Origin of the sequence: Janthinobacterium sp. UMAB-56 (assembly GCF_900095265.1) — a bacterium.
GTDB lineage: Bacteria > Pseudomonadota > Gammaproteobacteria > Burkholderiales > Burkholderiaceae_D > Janthinobacterium.
In genome coordinates this window covers 1-16,598 of record NZ_LT607665.1, presented here as the reverse complement: position 1 = coordinate 16,598, position 16,598 = coordinate 1, and the positions used below count along the sequence as shown (strand labels likewise).

Here is a 16,598-nt window from a genome sequence, read left to right as displayed (position 1 = left end):
GCACAGTCCCCAACAGCCCGGCATGCCGGGCTTTTTTACGTCCCTTGGCCAGCGCCGCAGTGGCAAATTTATCTTGACATCAAGATAGTCTGCGCCCACACTGGGTTTTTATCTTAACGTCGAGATAGTTAATGTCTGCCTCCGCTGCCCGCCCCGCCTGGGGCGATATCGTGCTCACGGCGCTGGCGCCCCTGATCTGGGGTTCCACGTATATCGTCACGTCTGAACTGCTGCCGCCGAACCGCCCCTTTACTGCCGCCCTGATCCGCGTGTTGCCGGCCGGCTTGCTGTTGCTGCTCCTGATGCGGCGCCTGCCCGCGCGGCGCGACTGGGGGCGTGTGTTGATACTCTCCGCGCTGAATATCGGCGTATTCCAGGCGCTGCTGTTCGTCGCCGCCTACCGCTTGCCAGGCGGCTTGGCGGCCGTGGTGGGCGCCATCCAGCCGCTGCTGGTGATGGGCCTGGCCTGGGGCGTGGAAGGGCGCCGCCCGGCCCGCCTGGCGTTGGGGGCCAGCGTGCTGGGGGTGGCGGGCATGGGCGTACTCTTGTTGTCGCCGCGCACGGTGTGGGAGCCTATCGGCATCGCCGCCGCGCTGGGCGGCACGGCCTGCATGGCGGCCGGCACTTATCTGACGCGGCGCTGGAAGCCGGACTTGCCCGTGCTGGCGCTGACGGGCTGGCAATTGCTGCTCGGCGGCCTGATGCTGGCGCCCGTCGCCTGGCTGGCCGATGCGCCCTTGCCGGCGCTATCCGTGCAGCAAGTGCTGGCCTACGCCTACCTGTGCCTGGCCGGCGCCCTGCTGGCGTACGCCTTGTGGTTTCGCGGCATTGCCCGCCTGTCGCCCGTGGCCGTGTCCTCGCTGGGACTGCTCAGCCCCTTGATGGCCGTGATACTGGGCTGGGCCTTGCTGGGCCAGGCCATGACGGGCTGGTCGATGCTGGGCTTGCTGCTGGTGCTGGTCAGTGTGCTGGCGGTGCAGTGGGCCAGCGCGAAGCCTGTGCCCTAATCTGTTGTTTCCGCGCCCTGGCATGGGCATGCGCTGATTTTTCAGGCAATAATGTCCCACAGAATTGGGGGATGCAGCATGACGAACAGCTACCACCGGGCTGCCGCGCAACGGGGTGGCCTGTTTGCCATCCTTGTGCTGGCCACTTTTTTGATGGGGTCGAGTTTTATCGCGGGCAAGATCCTGCTGGCCGACGGTTATCCGGCCATGTTGCTGGTGGGCTGGCGCTTCCTGCTGGCCGCGCTGGCTACCTTGCCCCTGGTCTGGCTGCAAAAAAAACCCATGCCGGGCGTGTTGCGCTTGCGCGACCTCGATGTCCGCGGCGTGGCCACCGTCATGTTGATCGGCCTGATGCAGACGGCTGCCGTGATGGGCCTGCTGTTTCTGGCCATGCGCACGGTGTCGGCCGCCACCGCCGCCATCCTGCTCTTCACCAATCCCCTGTGGGTGGCTGTGCTGGGCCGCCTTTTTCTCAATGAACAGCTGCACGGCGCGCGCATCGCGGGCTTGATCCTCGGCATCGCGGGCGTGGCCTTGTCCGTGGGCTGGCACAGCCATGCTGACGGTGGCGGCGGGCAATGGCAGGGCGAGGCGATCGGCCTGCTGTCGGCCTTCTGCTGGGCCGCGGCCACCATCATCAACAAGCGGGCGAATCTGCCCCTGGCCAGCTGGTCGCTGAGCTTTGCGCAAATGCTGACGGGCGCGCTGGCCTTGCTGGCCATCGCCTATGGCCTGGGCCAGCGCTGGCCCGCGCACACCAGCGCCAGTCAGTGGGCCTGGTTTCTGTGGCTGGCCATTCCCGCCTCGACGGGTTCTTTCGGCCTGTGGTTCCTGGCCCTGAAGCGGGGCGGCGCCAGCCGCACCAGCAGCTTCCTGTTTCTCGCGCCCCTGTTCACGGTGCTCTTGTCGTATTTCATCCTCGATACGCGGCTGACGTGGTGGCAGGGTCTGGGGGCCATATTCATCTGTGTTTCCCTGGTGCTGGTGAACCGTCTGCGCCTGCCTTCCTAGCCGCCGGTCCCCCTTTTTGCTGCACCGCACATACAGTTTTGCTTGCACTGATCTAGGGCATTGAGGCACTATTCGCTTCGCGCAAACGTTTGCGCGTAATGAAATTCCATAAAAGCATGCTCTATACGTGCTTGACCAATAACTCTGGAGACGCTCATGACATCCCGTATTCGCCTGAAAATGATTGCCGCCGCTGTCCTGGTGTGTGCCTTGCCCGCCGTGCCGGCGATGGCGCAGACACCTGCCAAACCGAAGGTGGCGCTGGTGATGAAGTCGCTTGCCAATGAATTTTTCCTGACCATGGAAAATGGCGCCAAGGCGCATCAGAAGGCGAATGCCGCCAAGTACGACTTGCTGTCGAATGGCATCAAGGATGAAACGGATACGTCGAGCCAGATCAAGCTGGTCGAGCAGATGATCGTCTCGCGCGTCAACGCGCTGGTGATCGCCCCGGCCGACTCGAAGGCGCTGGTACCGGTGCTGAAGAAAGCCATCGATGCGGGCATCATCGTCGTCAATATCGACAATAAGCTCGACGAGGGCGCGCTGAAAGAGAAGGGCATCAGCGTGCCCTTCGTCGGTCCGGACAACCGCAAGGGCGCCAAGGTGGTCGGCGATTACCTGGCCAAGCAGATCAAGAAGGGCGATCAGGTTGGCATCATCGAAGGCGTGTCCACCACCTATAACGCGCAGCAGCGCACCCTGGGTTTCCAGGATGCCATGAACGCGGCCGGTGCGAAAGTCGTCAGCGTGCAGTCGGGCCAGTGGGAAATCGCCCCCGCCAACACGGTGGCGGCCGCCATGCTGAACGCCAATCCGAATATCAAGGCTTTGCTGTGCGGTAACGACAACATGGCCATCGGCGCCATTTCCGCCATCAAGGCGGCCGGCAAGGCGGGCAAAGTGCTGGTCGTCGGTTACGACAACATCAACGCCATCAAGCCGATGCTGGCCGATGGCCGCGTGCTGGCTACTGCCGACCAGTTCGGTTCGCAGCAAGCCGTGTTCGGCATCGAGACCGTGCTGAAAGCCCTGGCGCAGAAGAAGAAACAGGCCGAGCTCGGTGGCGTCATCGAAACCAAGGTCGAACTGGTCGCCAAGGGCGCCAAGTCCTGATCGTTTGATCCCGCCGGGGCCGGTGCCAGCGTACTCACGAGTAGGCGGTACCGGCCCCGCCGCCACTACCGCGGAGTTTTATCATGCCAACCGACATCCCCCCGGCGCCATCAGCCGCCATCCCTCTATTGACCCTGGATAACATCGGCAAGTCTTATGTCGGCCCCGTGCTGGGCGGCGTGGGCTTGCGCTTCGCCCCTGGCCAGGTGCTGGCGCTGACGGGCGAGAACGGCGCGGGCAAGAGTACCCTGTCGAAGATCATCTGCGGCCTGGAGCAAGCCAGCACGGGCACCATGTTGCTCGATGGCAAGCCTTACCAGCCTGCCTCGCGCGGCGCCGCCGAGGCGCTGGGTATCCGCATGGTGATGCAGGAACTCAATTTGATTCCCACGCTGTCGATCGCGGAAAACCTGTACCTGAAAAACCTGCCGCAGCGCTTCGGCTTCATCGACCGTGCGCGTCTCGAACGCGACGCGCGCGAGCAAATGGAAAAAGTGGGCTTGGGCGGCCTCGACCCGTGGACCCTCGTGGGCGAGCTGGGCATCGGCCACCAGCAAATGATCGAGATCGCGCGCAATCTGATCGGTGCCTGCCGTTTGCTGGTGCTCGACGAGCCGACGGCCATGCTGACGCACCGCGAAGTGGAATTGCTGTTCCTGCAAATCGAGCGCCTGAAAGCCGAAGGCGTGTGCATCATCTATATTTCCCACCGCCTGGAAGAACTCAAGCGCGTGGCCGACCGCATCGCCGTGCTGCGCGATGGGCAACTCGTGTGCGACGACGCTATCGCCGGCCACTCCGCCGCCGACCTGGTCAGCCTGATGGTGGGGCGCTCGGCCGACGATGCCGTCGACCTGAGCGGGCGCACCATCGGCGCACCGCTGCTGCGCGTGCGCGGCCTGGCGCGCGGCAAGGTGGTCCACCCGACGTCCTTCGACTTGCGCGCCGGTGAAATCCTCGGCATCGCCGGCTTGATCGGTTCTGGCCGCACGGAATTGCTGCGCCTGATCTTCGGTGCCGACCGTGCCGACGCCGGTGAAGTGTTCCTCGGTGACAGCACAACGCCCGCCGCCTTGACGTCGCCGCAGGCAGCAGTGAAAGCGGGCATCGCCATGATCACGGAAGACCGCAAGGGACAAGGTTTGCTGTTGCGCCAGTCCATCGCCGTCAACACCACCCTGGCCTCGCTCGACACCGTCAGCCACGCTGGTCTGGGCTGGCTCAACGACGCAGCCGAAGCGTCGGTGGCCGACGACTATATCCAACGCCTGGGCATCCGTTCGCGCAACAGCGCGCAAACGGTGGCCGAACTGTCCGGCGGCAACCAGCAAAAGGTGGTGATCGCGCGCTGGCTGTACCGCGACTGCCCCGTGATGCTGTTCGACGAGCCCACGCGCGGCATCGATATCGGCGCCAAGTTTGATATTTATCAGGTGCTGGCCGAACAGGCGCGCCAGGGCAAGGGCCTCGTCATCGTCTCGAGCGATTTGCGCGAACTGATGCTGATCTGCGACCGCATCGCCGTCATGAGCGCGGGTAGCATCGTCGAGACTTTCGAGCGCGGCGCCTGGAGCCAGGACGCGCTGCTGTCGGCCGCCTTCTCCGGCTATTTGACTTCTACTTCCACTCCAGCTGCGGCTTGATCCGCCGGAAAGATTCCCATGACCACCCACTCCTCTCCTACGTATCTGCAGCGCAGCCTGGCCGACCTGAAAAACTATGCGGGCCTGATCGGCGCCCTCCTGGCCATGTGCGTGCTGTTTTCGTTTGCCAGTGAAAACTTCTTTACCCTGGCCACCTTGAGTACGCTGTCGAACAACATCCCGGCCCTGGTGGTGATGGCTGTCGGCATGACCTTCGTGCTGATCATCGGCGGCATTGATTTGTCCGTCGGTTCCGTGATGGCGCTGGCCGCCTCCGTGCTGTCGCTGGCCGTCGTGCACTGGGGCTGGCCCGTGTGGAGCGCGGCCCTTCTGGGCATGCTCGTCGCCGCCATGTGCGGTGCCACCACGGGCCTGATTTCCGTCGGCTGGCGCATACCCTCGTTCATCGTCTCCCTGGGCGTGCTGGAAATGGCGCGGGGCCTGGCGTATCAAGTGACGAATTCGCGCACGGAATATATCGGCAGCGCCGTGGAAGGCATCAGCTCGCCAATCGCCTTCGGCCTGTCACCCGCCTTCATCGCCTCGATCGTCATCGTTGTCATCGGTCACCTGGTGCTCACGCGCACGGTGCTGGGACGCCACTGGATCGGCATCGGCACGAATGAAGAAGCCGTGCGTTTGTCCGGCATCAATACGAAGCCGTCGAAGGTGCTGGTGTTTGCCTTGATGGGTTTGCTCGCCGGCGTGGGCGCGCTATTCCAGGTCTCGCGCCTGGAAGCGGCCGATCCGAACGGCGGCGTGGGCATGGAATTGCAGGTGATCGCCGCCGTCGTGATCGGTGGCACGAGCCTGATGGGCGGGCGCGGCTCCGTCATCAGCACCTTCATTGGTGTATTGATCATTTCCGTGCTGGAAGCGGGCCTGGCGCAAGTGGGCGTGTCGGAACCCGTGAAACGCATCGTCACGGGCCTGGTGATCGTCGCCGCCGTGGTGCTCGACACTTACCGCCGCCGCGGCGAACGCGCCTGATCGCAACAGAAGGCACCGTCCATGGCAACCATCAAGCAAGTGGCGCAGGCGGCGGGGGTGTCGTATACCACCGTATCGCACGTCCTCAACAATACTCGTCCCGTCAGCGACGAGGCGCGCCGCGCCGTGCTGGCGGCGGCGGAACAATTGCATTACGTGCCCAGCGCGCTGGCGCGTTCCCTGCGCAGCCGCAGCACGGGTACTATCGGCCTGATCATTCCGAATAATACGAATCCGTATTTCTCGGAAGTGGCGCGCGGCATCGAGGATAGTTGCTACGCGGCCGGCTACAGCGTCATCTTGTGCAATTCCGATGACGACCCCGTCAAGCAGCGCGAGTACCTGAACGTGCTCTTGACCAAGCGCTGCGACGGCCTGATTCTGTCTGCGCTGGCCGACAGCGATGGCGAATTGCTGCGCAAGATGAAGGTGCCGGCCGTGCTGCTCGACCGCGCGCCCTGCGACCTGTCCATCGATGCCGTGGCCGTCGACAACCGCGCCGGTGGCGTGCTGGCCGCGCGCCACTTATTGGGACTGGGACGCCGGCGCCTCGCCTGCATCGCCGGTCCCCGCGAAGTGAGCATTTCCAACGAGCGCATCGACGGCGCGCGCCGTGCCATGGCGGACGCGGGCGTGGTCCTGGCCGACGCCCTGTGCCGCCATAGCGATTTTACCAGCGCGGGCGGCTATGCGGCCGCGCTGGACTTGCTGGCGCTGCCCAAGGCGCAGCGCCCCGACGCCTTGTTTTGCTGCAATGACTTGATGGCCTTTGGCGCCCTGCGCGCCGCCGCCGAGCGCGGCATTGCCGTGCCGGGTGAACTGGCCGTCGTCGGCTTCGACGATATCGACCTGGCCAGCTTCGTGCATCCGGCTTTGAGCAGCGTGGCGCAAAACACGCGCGAGCTGGGCCACATCACGGCCGCCTGCCTGCTGGCGCGCATCGCCGACCCGGCCTTGCCGCGCCAGCAGCGCAGCATCGCGCCCGCACTGCACGTGCGCGGCTCCAGCGTGGCCGCTACTGTAACTTCTTGCGCACCTACTTCTTCACCTGCAACTGAACTGATGGGAATGACATCATGATCGTGGTTATCGGCAGCATCAATATGGATCTGGTCTTGCGCGTGCCGCGCATGCCCCTCCCCGGCGAAACCCTGACGGGCGGCGCTTTTCGCACCATTTCTGGCGGCAAGGGCGCCAACCAGGCCGTTGCCTGCGCTCGCCTGAGCGGCAAAGTGGCCGGCGCCCAGCAAGTGGCCATGATCGGCTGCGTGGGCGATGACGCCTTTGGCGCGACGTTGCGCGCCGCGCTGGTGGGTGACGGCATCATCGACAGTCACATCACGACCTTGCCGGGCGTCGCGTCCGGCATCGCCTCCATCCTGGTCGATGACAATGGCCAGAACAGCATCGTGATCGCCGGTGGCGCCAACGATTTGCTCAGCCCCGCGCACATTGACGCGGCGCAAGGCTTGATCGAACAGGCCGATATCGTCGTGCTGCAGCTGGAAACGCCGATGGCCACCGTCGTGCACGCCATCAAGCTGGCCCGTTCCCTGGGCAAGACCGTGGTGCTGAACCCGGCCCCGGCGGCCAGCTTGCCGGACGGCGTGCTGGAACTGGTCGATTACCTGATTCCGAATGAAATCGAAGCTGCCATGCTGGCCGGCGTCAGCCCGGAAAGGGCCGATGCCAAGGCGCTGGCGGCTGCCCTGCAAAAGCTGGGCAGCGACAATGTCATCATTACCCTCGGCGCCAAGGGCGTGCATGCGGCCCTGTATGGCGGCGATTATGATTTTCCGGCCGAAGCCGTCAAGGCGGTCGACACGACGGCCGCCGGCGACACCTTCATCGGCGGCTTTGTCGCCGGCCTGGCGTCCGGCATGGACGAGGCGGAAGCTATCAGCCAAGGCCAGCGCGCGGCCGCCTGGAGCGTCACCAAGCCGGGCGCGCAAACCTCGATTCCCCACTTGCACGAGCTGTTCTGAGACCATGAAAAAATCACCGCTGCTCAATATTGCGCTGTCGCAAATGATCGCGTCGCTGGGCCATGGCGACATGCTCGTCATCGGCGACGCTGGCTTGCCGTCGCAGCCGGGCGTGCCCCTGATCGACCTGGCCCTGACACGTGGCATACCCGGCTTCATCGATACCGTAAACACCGTGCTCAGCGAAATGCAGGTCGAGTATCACTTGCTGGCCAGCGAATTGCCGCAGCATAATCCTGGCATGGCGGCGCAGGTGGCGGCCCTGGCCTTGCCCGATGCGCGCCAGGTGACGCACGACGAGTTCAAGCAACTGTCGAAGGGCGCGCGCGCCATCGTACGGACGGGCGAGTGCAGTCCGTATGCCAATGTCATTCTGGTGGCAGGCGTCGTGTTCTAGCGCAAAGAATCGTCAGAGTGTTTGTCAAAAGCATCAACGCTATTGTTCTCACTGAAATAATTATCCAGTGGCAAAAGGGGCGGCTACAATAGCCGTATTCCTGCCAGCTCGGCAGTTTCCTGTGGTGTCCCGCCATGCCGATGGAAGCATCTCGCGCTTTCCGCTGCCCCTTGCCGCCGAGCACAGGCCGGCGTGTGTTCGGCTGGCTGGCCTGGCTGGCTCTGCTGTATGGCTGCGCCACGCCCGCCGGGGCACTGGAAGCGGTCTCCCTGCAACTCAATTTCACGCACCAGTTCCAGTTTGCCGGCTATTACGCGGCCATCGAGCAAGGCTATTACCGCGAGGCGGGGCTGGCGGTGACGCTGGTGGAAGGCAGCGGCGTGCCGCCTGCCGAGGCGGCTGTGCTGGCGGGCCAGGCCGAGTATGGCGTGGGCAACAGCACCTTGTTGCTCAGCCGCCTGGCGGGCAAGCCCGTGGTGGTGCTGGCCGTGGTATTCCAGCATTCGCCCAGCGTGCTGTTGATGCGCCAGCAGGGCGGCGCGCCTGACGTGCGCAAGCTGGTGGGGGCGCCCGTGATGATAGGCTCGGTCGGCGATGTGGCGCTTGCCTCCGATGAAGTATCGCTGTTCCTGGGGAAAATGGGCGTCGCGCCGCAGCAGATGCGCCACTTGCCGCCCAGCTACCGGATCAAGGATTTGATCGATGGCACGGTTGAGGCGATTGCCGCGTATTCCACCAACGAACCGGACTACCTGGACCGGGCGGGCTTTCCCTATTACCAGTTTACGCCGCGCTCGGCCGGTATCGATTTCTACGGCGACAACCTGTTTACCAGCGAGCAGGAACTGCGCCGTCATCCCGAGCGTGTCAAAGCATTCCGCGCGGCCAGCCTGCGCGGCTGGCAATACGCCATGGGGCATCGCGAAGAGATGGCGCGCGTGATCCATGCCAAATACAGCCAGCGCCATGACCGCGCGCACCTGCTGTACGAGGCGCAGCAGATGGAATTGCTGCTGCAGCCCATACTGGTGGAGCTCGGCTACATGAATCCCCAGCGCTGGCAGCACATCGCCGACACGTATGCGGCCATGGGCGTACTGCCGCCGAATGCCACGGATAGTCGCGCCTACCAGGGTTTCTTGTATCACCCCGTGCCAGGTACCGACCTGGGCTGGCTGTACCTGTCGCTGGGCGTGGCGGGCAGCCTGCTGGCCGTGTCGGCCGCCTTTCACTTCAACAACCTGGCGCGCGAGCGCCGCCGCAGCGAGGAAACCATACGCCAGGGAGAATTGCGCTTTCGCACCATGTTCGAACAGGCGCCCATGGGCATCGCCCTGATCGATACCGTGAGCGGACAGTTTCTCGACATCAATCCGCGCTACCTCGCCATCAGCGGGCGCACCCTGGAACACATGAAGCGGTCGAGCTGGATGGAGATCAGCCATCCCGACGATGTGGCCGGCGAGAAAGAGCAGGTGGCGCAGCTGCTGGCGCGGCGCATGCAGGGCTTTCGCCACGCCAAGCGCATCGTGCGACCCGATGGCGGTGTGGTGTGGGTCGATGCCTCGGTGACGGCCATCGCCACGGCGCGCCATGGCGGCCCGCACCACCTGTGCATGCTGGAAGACGTGACGGACAAGCGGCAAACGGAAGCGCTGATCTGGCAGCAAGCCAATTTCGATACCCTGACGCAATTGCCGAACCGGCGCATGTTCCATGAACGCTTGCGCCTGGCGCTGGCCCAGGGCCGGCGCGATACGAGCCGCGTGGCCATCCTGTTTATCGACCTCGATCATTTCAAGGAAGTCAACGACACCCTGGGACATCACCAGGGCGATATCTTGCTGATCGAAGCGGCGCGGCGCATCCGCGTGGGCGTGCGCGAGACGGACACGGTGGCGCGCCTTGGCGGTGATGAATTCACGGTGATCCTGTCCGACCTCGATGATCTGCAGCAAGTGGACCGCATCGCGCGGCAGATACTCGATGGCTTGCTGGCGCCGTTCTTGCTGGGACAGGAACAGGCGTTCGTCTCGGCCTCGATCGGCATCACCCTGTATCCTGACGACGCGGGCAATATTGAGGACTTGCTCAAGCATGCGGACCAGGCCATGTATGTCTCGAAAGGCGCGGGGCGCAACCGCTACAGCTACTTTACGCCCGCCATGCAGGTAGCTGCCGTCAAGCGCATGCGCCTGGGCGCGGACCTGCGCACGGCCCTGCGCGAACAGCAGATGCAGCTGTATTACCAGCCTATCTTCGAGTTGCATGGCGGCAAACTTGCCAAGGCCGAAGCCTTGTTGCGCTGGCAGCATCCGCAGCGGGGCATCGTGTGCCCGCCCGACTTCCTGGCGCTGGCGGAAAGCAGCGGGCTGATCGTGGAGATCGGCGACTGGGTGCTGTGCACGGCGGCCGCGCAACTGCGGCGCTGGCGCGCGCAGGGCCAGGCCATCGGCTTGCCGGGGCTGCAGCTGTGCCTGAACCAGTCGCCGCTGGAGCTGCAGCGCGAAGTCGAGGCGCCCGGCACCTGGCTGCGACAGCTGATGGCGCTCGATGTGCCGCCTTCGGCCATCGTGCTCGACATGCGCGAAGATGTACTTTTCCCCAGCGGCACTGGCCTGGCGCCACGCCTGCAACACTTGCGCGCAGCGGGCCTGCAGATCGCCCTCGACGACTTCGGCAGTGGCCAGGCCTCGCTGACGCAATTGCAGCAATGTGGCATCGATTACTTGAAGCTCGATGGCGTGCTGGTGCGCAAGCTGGCGCCCGGCGCCAGCGAACTGGCGCTGTGCGAAGCCATCGTCACCATGGCTCACAAGCTGGGCTTGCAAGTCATCGCCGAAGGGGTGGAGACACCGGAACAGCGCGCGCGGCTGTTGGAGATCGGCTGCGATTTTGCCCAGGGTGATTGGTTTTCGCCGCCATTAGCCATCGACGCGTTCGACGCGCTGCTGCGCGCGCAGCAGCCCTGGCACCCTTGAAACAGGCGTGCCCTGCCACCAGATTTCAGGTGACTCTGCGGGACAGGGCTCCCGGCCCGAACGGGCGTATACTCGGCGGGCTGGCGCCTGCGCCCGGCGTTGCTGTCATGGGTCCTGGACCTAGTGCGCAGGCAAACTTTCTTCCATTCACTCAACTCGAGGTGACCTCATGGGCATTTTCAGCAATATCTACAACAAAATCTTCCACCATTCGTCCGACGCTGCTCCGGCAGCCACGCCAGCTGCCGCTACCGACGCGCCAGCGGCGGCAGCACCGGCGCCAGCACCAGCACCAGCACCAGCACCTGCGGCTGCCATGCCAGTGGTGGACGTCGAAGTGGTGCTGGTCGACCTGGCCAGCAAAAACGCGGAAAAACTCAATTGGCGCACGTCCATCGTCGACCTGATGAAACTGCTGCAGCTCGACAGCAGCCTGGCCTCGCGCAAGGAATTGGCGCAAGAGCTGCATTTCACGGGTGACACCAATGATTCGGCCAGCATGAATATCTGGCTGCACCGCCAGGTGATGATCAAGCTGGCGGAAAACGGCGGCAAGGTACCGGAAGAACTGAAAAACTAAACATCTGGCGGCGACAGGGGTATCCACTGTCACCGCTATCCAAGCCTGGGGGAACTGCCTATCATGGAGTTCCCATAGCGTCATGATAGCTAAAATCAATTGAAACTATTGTGACAATCAATTTTGCTTATGGGTTAAAACCCCTTACACTAGAGTCTTACTGATTCACCACACGAGAGGAAATGACTATGTCGCTCATCAATACCCAAGTTAAACCATTCAAGGCAACCGCATTCCACAATGGCAAATTCGTCGACCTGACGGAAGCGTCGCTGAAAGGCAAGTGGTCGGTATTCGTGTTCTACCCAGCCGACTTCACCTTCGTTTGCCCAACCGAACTGGAAGACCTGGCCGATCACCACGCCGAGTTCCAGAAGCTGGGCGTCGATGTGTACGGCATCTCGACCGATTCGCACTTCGCGCACAAAGCATGGCACGACACCTCGGACGCGATCAAGAAAGTGCAATACGCACTGATCGGTGACCCAACCGGTACCCTGTCGCGCAATTTCGAAGTCATGATCGAAGAAGAAGGCATGGCACTGCGCGGTACCTTCGTCATCAATCCGGACGGCTTCATCAAAGTGCTGGAAGTGCATGACAACGGCATCGGCCGTGACGCAGCGGAACTGTTGCGCAAAGTTAAGGCAGCTCAATACGTTGCCGCTCACCCAGGTGAAGTTTGCCCAGCCAAATGGACGGAAGGCGCAGCAACCCTGACCCCATCGCTGGACCTGGTTGGCAAGATCTAAGTCTCGATGCAGCACGTAGCAAACAAGTAGTTACCGCGATGCCGGACCGGGCGTCCGGCCCGGCATACGCCTAAATATTTGTAAAGGAAGAAAAAATCATGTTAGATGCAACCCTCAAAACCCAACTGAAATCCTACCTGGAAAAAGTGGTGTATCCGCTTGAGCTGGTCGCTTCTCTCGATGACAGCGCAAAAGCCCGCGAGATGAAGGAATTGCTCCAGGAGATAGTCCTGTTGAGCGACAAGATCACGCTGGTCGAGCGCCTTGACGCTGGCGTACGGGCCCCGTCGTTCAGCATCAACCGTGCAGGCTCCGACATCGGCGTGCGTTTCGCCGGCGTGCCGCTGGGCCACGAATTTACCTCGCTGGTGCTGGCGCTGCTGCAAGTGGGCGGCCACACCATCAAGTTCGACGAGGCCGTGATCGAGCAGATCCGCAACCTCGACGGCGATTACGAATTTGAAACGTTTATTTCGCTCTCCTGCCATAACTGCCCGGAAGTGGTGCAAGCCTTGAACGCCATGGCGGTGATCAATCCGCGCATCAAGGTCACCACCATCGATGGCGGCGTGTTCCCGAAAGAAGTGGAAGCGCGCCAGATCATGGCCGTGCCGATGATGTTCCTGAATGGCGAACACTTTGGCCAGGGACGCACGAATGTCGAGGAAATCCTCGCCAAGCTCGACACCAACGCCGGTGCCCGCCAGGCAGCAGCGTTGAGCAAGAAGGACGTGTTTGACGTGCTGATCGTCGGCGGCGGCCCTGCCGGTGCGGCAGCGGCCATCTATGCGGCCCGCAAAGGCATCAACACGGGCGTGCTGGCCGAGCGTTTCGGCGGGCAGACCCTCGACACCATGGCCATCGAGAATTTTATTTCCGTCAAGGAAACCGATGGTCCGAAGTTTGCCATGGCGCTGGAACAGCACGTCAAGACCTATGACGTCGACATCATGAACACCCAGCGCGCCGCGAAATTGACGCCAGGCAAGTTGATCGAGATTGAAACGGCGAATGGCGCCGTCTTGAAAGCCAAGACCGTGATCCTGGCCACCGGTGCCCGCTGGCGCGAAATCAATGTGCCCGGCGAGAAGGAATACCGCAACCACGGTGTCGCCTACTGCCCGCACTGCGATGGTCCTTTGTTCAAGGGCAAGCGCGTGGCCGTGATCGGCGGCGGCAACTCGGGCGTGGAAGCGGCGATCGACCTGGCCGGCCTGGTAAAACACGTGACCCTGATCGAGTTCGGCGCGGAACTGCGTGCCGATGCGGTGCTGCAACGCAAGCTGCATAGCCTGCCTAACGTGACCGTGATTACTTCGGCGCAAACCACCGAAATCCACGGTGACGGCAAGATCGTCAACGGCCTCAGCTACACGGACCGGGTCAGCGGGGAGTCGAAGAAGGTCGAACTGGAAGGCGTCTTCGTGCAAATCGGCCTGGTGCCGAACACGGAATGGCTGAAAGGCACGGTCGCGTTGTCGCGCCACGGCGAAATCGAAGTCGACGCTCGTGGCCAGACCTCGATACCGGGCGTGTTTGCGGCCGGCGACGTCACCACGGTGCCATACAAGCAGATCATCATCGCTACCGGCGAAGGTGCCAAGGCAGCCCTGTCCGCCTTTGACCACCTGATACGCTCGGATGACGAGGAAGTGGTCGATGAAGCCGCCGCGAAAGAAGCATTGACGGCCTAAGCTGTCCCGCCGAAAAAAAACCGGAACGCCGCAAGGTGGTTCCGGTTTTTTTATGGGCGCAGGAAGTCAGCTGCCTGCGTACAGGGGATTGGCTGTCACATACACTTGCACGCCATCGACGGCCATGTCCTTGGGCGCGATGTCGCTCAGGGCGAAGACAGTCTTGTTGCTGAAGGTTTGCACATGCCACGTAAAACGCTGGCCGGCGCGTACGATGGTGACGGTTTCGCCGCGCGTGACGTTGATGTTGCGCGTGTCGGCTTGCAGCTCGATACTGCGCTGGGCGGCCGCGTGTGGTGCGCTGCTGCCATAGTCGGCGGGCGTGCCTGTCGGGCCGGCGGCGATGGCCGAGGTGGCACAGGTGGCAAAAATGGCGCACAGGATGGCCAGGGCGCTGCGGTGGGTGTTCAACATAATTTCTCCAAGAATAAGCCAGGCGCGCTGAATAAGCGTGCCGTGTAGTCGTCGTGGCTGCACCGGGATCGCCGGTTTTTGCAACACGGCATCGTAAGCTGTCCTTGGCCGATCTGCAAAGCTGTATTTCCTGTCTATATTTCCACCGTTGCCGCCAGCGGCACGTCCGGCGCCAGGTGGCTGGTCAGCACGATGCACTGGCGCGCCAGGCGGGCCGGCTCGGCCAGGCGCGCGCGCAGGTGCGCCATGGCGGCCGCATCGAGGCCATTGAACGGTTCGTCGATCAGCAGCAGGCGCACGGGCAAGGCCAGGGCCAGCGCCAGTTGCAGCTTTTTATGCTGGCCCAGCGAGAGGGCGGTGATGCTTTGTTGCAAGGTGGACATCATGGCAAACGCGCTCAGCTCGTCGTTCAGCAGGGACTGGTCGCTGCCCGGGTACAGGGCCAGGTGCAGGTCGAGCATTTCATGCACTTGCAGCCAGGGCAGGGCGGGGGCGTCGCCGCCGCAATAGAAGGTGAGTGCGCGGTAGGCCAGCGGCATGCTGCCACTGTCGACGTCATCGAGGCGGATGGTGCCGCGCGCGGGCAGCAGGGCGCCGCCCGCCAGCTTCAGCAAGGTCGTCTTGCCGGCGCCATTTGCGCCGCGCAGCCAGGTGATACCGGGACCGAATTGCTGGCTGTAGCCTTGGAACACGCTGTGCGTGGGAAAGTGAAAAGCCAGGTGTTCGATGTGCAGCGCAGGAGAGGGGGGATTCAATTCCATAATTCGCTTCCGATGGCGCTCAAGGCAAGGATGGATAGGACGACGAGGACGACACGCCCGCGCGCCGTCAGGCGGGGCAGGCCGACGATGGCCAGCAGGGCCGCACTGGCGGTGAGGGCGTACACCTTGCTTACGCGCTGTTGCAAGGTGGCGGGATCGATGGTGTACAGCAAGACAGCGCCTGCCAGCAGCACGGCAAACGGTGGCAGCAGGCTGGCCGCGCAGGCCAGGCGCGTCAAGGCCGAGCTGGCCAGGGGCCAGGCGTTTAGCGTGGGGCCCAGCACGGCGAGCTGCTCGCGCACGGCCTTGTCGCCCCGGTCCGTCACGATGACCAGGCTGGCGCTGGCCAGTAAGCCGAGCAGCGGTGCGGGCAGCAGTGGCGCGCGCAGCAGCCAGGCCAGCATGCTGGCGCCAGCGGTGGCCAGCAGCACGCTTTGCTGGAGGCCGATCACATTCTCGTTGCGCCAGAACGGCAGCCAGAACAGCTGGCGCCACATGAACACGGTGCGCCAGCGGGGCCGTTGCGCTACATACGCACTCATCGTTGGCGGGCGCGCCCTTTGTGCGGGGCGTGGCGCGCGCAGGCGCTGCGCCACGATGAGCGTCGTCAGCAGCCAGGCCAGTAGCCAGGCGGCGATGGTGGTGGCGATGCCGGGCGCGACAATCGGGCGCAGCCAGGTTGGCGACTGCAGCAGCCAGATGGTGGCCGAGACGGCATAGGCGAGGCCCAGCGGCAGCATCAGCAGGCCGGCCACGGCCACGTCGGCTTGCCAGCGCAAGCGCGGCGGCAAGGGCAACTGGCGCAGCCAGGCGGCGATGGGGGCCGGCAGCAGGCGCTTGCGCAGCAGCCAGGCGGGCAGGCAGGTCAGCAAAGCTTGCGCGCCCAGCAGACCCAAAGCGGCAGGCCAGGGCAGGCGCACGGCGAGAAAGCCGGGCAGGGCGATGACGCTGAGCAAGCCCAACAAGACAGGACCGGCCAGGAAGACGAGGATTTCCATGGAACTGGCCAGGCTGGCGGCAAATTGCAGCAAAGCGTGATGGGCCAGGCGCAGGCGCAGGGCGAGGTAGGGGGAAAGACTGCGGGGCAGGCGCATCAGGCAGTAGCTGCAGAGTCAGGAGGAGCGCTGATTCTAACAGCCGGGGTCAGACCCCAGGATAAGTTAGCTTTGAGGTTGACGTTGGCGGTGTTGAGGGTCTTACCTCACAATGGGAAAAGCCCTTCGGTTCAGAGAACCAAAGGGCTTTTCTTTTATTGGCGGAGCGGACG

General features: G+C 63.5%; 15 protein-coding genes. 12 read left to right on the top strand and 3 right to left on the bottom strand.

Annotated features, from left to right (window positions below):
- Positions 1–131: 131 nt before the first annotated feature.
- The 12 genes from K0F85_RS21960 to ahpF all read left to right on the top strand — a co-directional run bounded on the left by K0F85_RS21960 (position 132) and on the right by ahpF (position 14,156).
- Positions 132–1,007 carry an EamA family transporter gene (locus K0F85_RS21960; protein WP_219118050.1) on the top strand — a complete coding sequence of 292 codons (876 nt, stop codon included), beginning with the start codon at positions 132–134 and terminating at the stop codon, positions 1,005–1,007.
- Positions 1,008–1,085: 78 nt separating this feature from the next.
- The gene (locus K0F85_RS21955) at positions 1,086–2,018 is read left to right on the top strand and encodes a DMT family transporter (RefSeq protein ID WP_219118049.1); all 933 of its coding nucleotides are present in this window, start codon (positions 1,086–1,088) and stop codon (positions 2,016–2,018) included.
- A 156-nt stretch (positions 2,019–2,174) separates the two neighbouring features.
- Positions 2,175–3,134 (top strand): sugar ABC transporter substrate-binding protein, encoded by a 960-nt coding sequence (locus K0F85_RS21950; protein ID WP_219118048.1) that lies wholly within the window; start codon positions 2,175–2,177, stop codon positions 3,132–3,134.
- An 83-nt stretch (positions 3,135–3,217) separates the two neighbouring features.
- The gene (locus K0F85_RS21945; RefSeq protein ID WP_219118047.1) at positions 3,218–4,777 is read left to right on the top strand and encodes a sugar ABC transporter ATP-binding protein; all 1,560 of its coding nucleotides are present in this window, start codon (positions 3,218–3,220) and stop codon (positions 4,775–4,777) included.
- Positions 4,778–4,795: 18 nt separating this feature from the next.
- Positions 4,796–5,767, top strand: a complete 972-nt coding sequence (locus K0F85_RS21940; RefSeq protein ID WP_219118046.1) for an ABC transporter permease — start codon at positions 4,796–4,798, stop codon at positions 5,765–5,767.
- A gap of 21 nt (positions 5,768–5,788) precedes the next feature.
- Positions 5,789–6,847: a LacI family DNA-binding transcriptional regulator gene (locus tag K0F85_RS21935; protein WP_219118045.1), complete on the top strand. Its 1,059-nt coding sequence runs from the start codon at positions 5,789–5,791 to the stop codon at positions 6,845–6,847.
- Positions 6,844–7,752 (top strand): ribokinase, encoded by a 909-nt coding sequence (gene rbsK, locus K0F85_RS21930; protein WP_219118044.1) that lies wholly within the window; start codon positions 6,844–6,846, stop codon positions 7,750–7,752. Before K0F85_RS21935 ends, rbsK begins: the two co-directional genes overlap by 4 nt.
- Before the next feature lie 4 nt (positions 7,753–7,756).
- Positions 7,757–8,149 carry a D-ribose pyranase gene (rbsD, locus tag K0F85_RS21925; protein WP_219118043.1) on the top strand — a complete coding sequence of 131 codons (393 nt, stop codon included), beginning with the start codon at positions 7,757–7,759 and terminating at the stop codon, positions 8,147–8,149.
- A gap of 140 nt (positions 8,150–8,289) precedes the next feature.
- A complete protein-coding gene (locus tag K0F85_RS21920) occupies positions 8,290–11,130 on the top strand; it encodes an EAL domain-containing protein (protein ID WP_219118042.1) in 2,841 nt (946 codons plus the stop codon).
- Between the two features lie 169 nt (positions 11,131–11,299).
- Positions 11,300–11,710: a DUF3597 domain-containing protein gene (locus K0F85_RS21915; protein ID WP_219118041.1), complete on the top strand. Its 411-nt coding sequence runs from the start codon at positions 11,300–11,302 to the stop codon at positions 11,708–11,710.
- 188 nt (positions 11,711–11,898) lie between these two features.
- Positions 11,899–12,462 (top strand): alkyl hydroperoxide reductase subunit C, encoded by a 564-nt coding sequence (gene ahpC, locus K0F85_RS21910; RefSeq protein WP_102120961.1) that lies wholly within the window; start codon positions 11,899–11,901, stop codon positions 12,460–12,462.
- Positions 12,463–12,560: 98 nt separating this feature from the next.
- Positions 12,561–14,156, top strand: coding sequence for an alkyl hydroperoxide reductase subunit F (gene ahpF / locus K0F85_RS21905; protein ID WP_219118040.1), 1,596 nt, complete (start codon positions 12,561–12,563; stop codon positions 14,154–14,156).
- 66 nt (positions 14,157–14,222) lie between these two features.
- On the opposite strand, the gene K0F85_RS21900 is transcribed toward ahpF, so the two are convergent.
- The 3 genes from K0F85_RS21900 to K0F85_RS21890 all read right to left on the bottom strand — a co-directional run bounded on the left by K0F85_RS21900 (position 14,223) and on the right by K0F85_RS21890 (position 16,425).
- The gene (locus K0F85_RS21900) at positions 14,223–14,570 is read right to left on the bottom strand and encodes a CzcE family metal-binding protein (RefSeq protein WP_219118039.1); all 348 of its coding nucleotides are present in this window, start codon (positions 14,568–14,570) and stop codon (positions 14,223–14,225) included.
- Positions 14,571–14,704: 134 nt separating this feature from the next.
- Positions 14,705–15,331: an ATP-binding cassette domain-containing protein gene (locus K0F85_RS21895; RefSeq protein WP_219118038.1), complete on the bottom strand. Its 627-nt coding sequence runs from the start codon at positions 15,329–15,331 to the stop codon at positions 14,705–14,707.
- Positions 15,322–16,425, bottom strand: a complete 1,104-nt coding sequence (locus K0F85_RS21890; RefSeq protein ID WP_257572962.1) for a hypothetical protein — start codon at positions 16,423–16,425, stop codon at positions 15,322–15,324. The genes K0F85_RS21895 and K0F85_RS21890 overlap by 10 nt, the downstream gene beginning before the upstream one ends.
- Positions 16,426–16,598 lie beyond the last annotated feature (173 nt).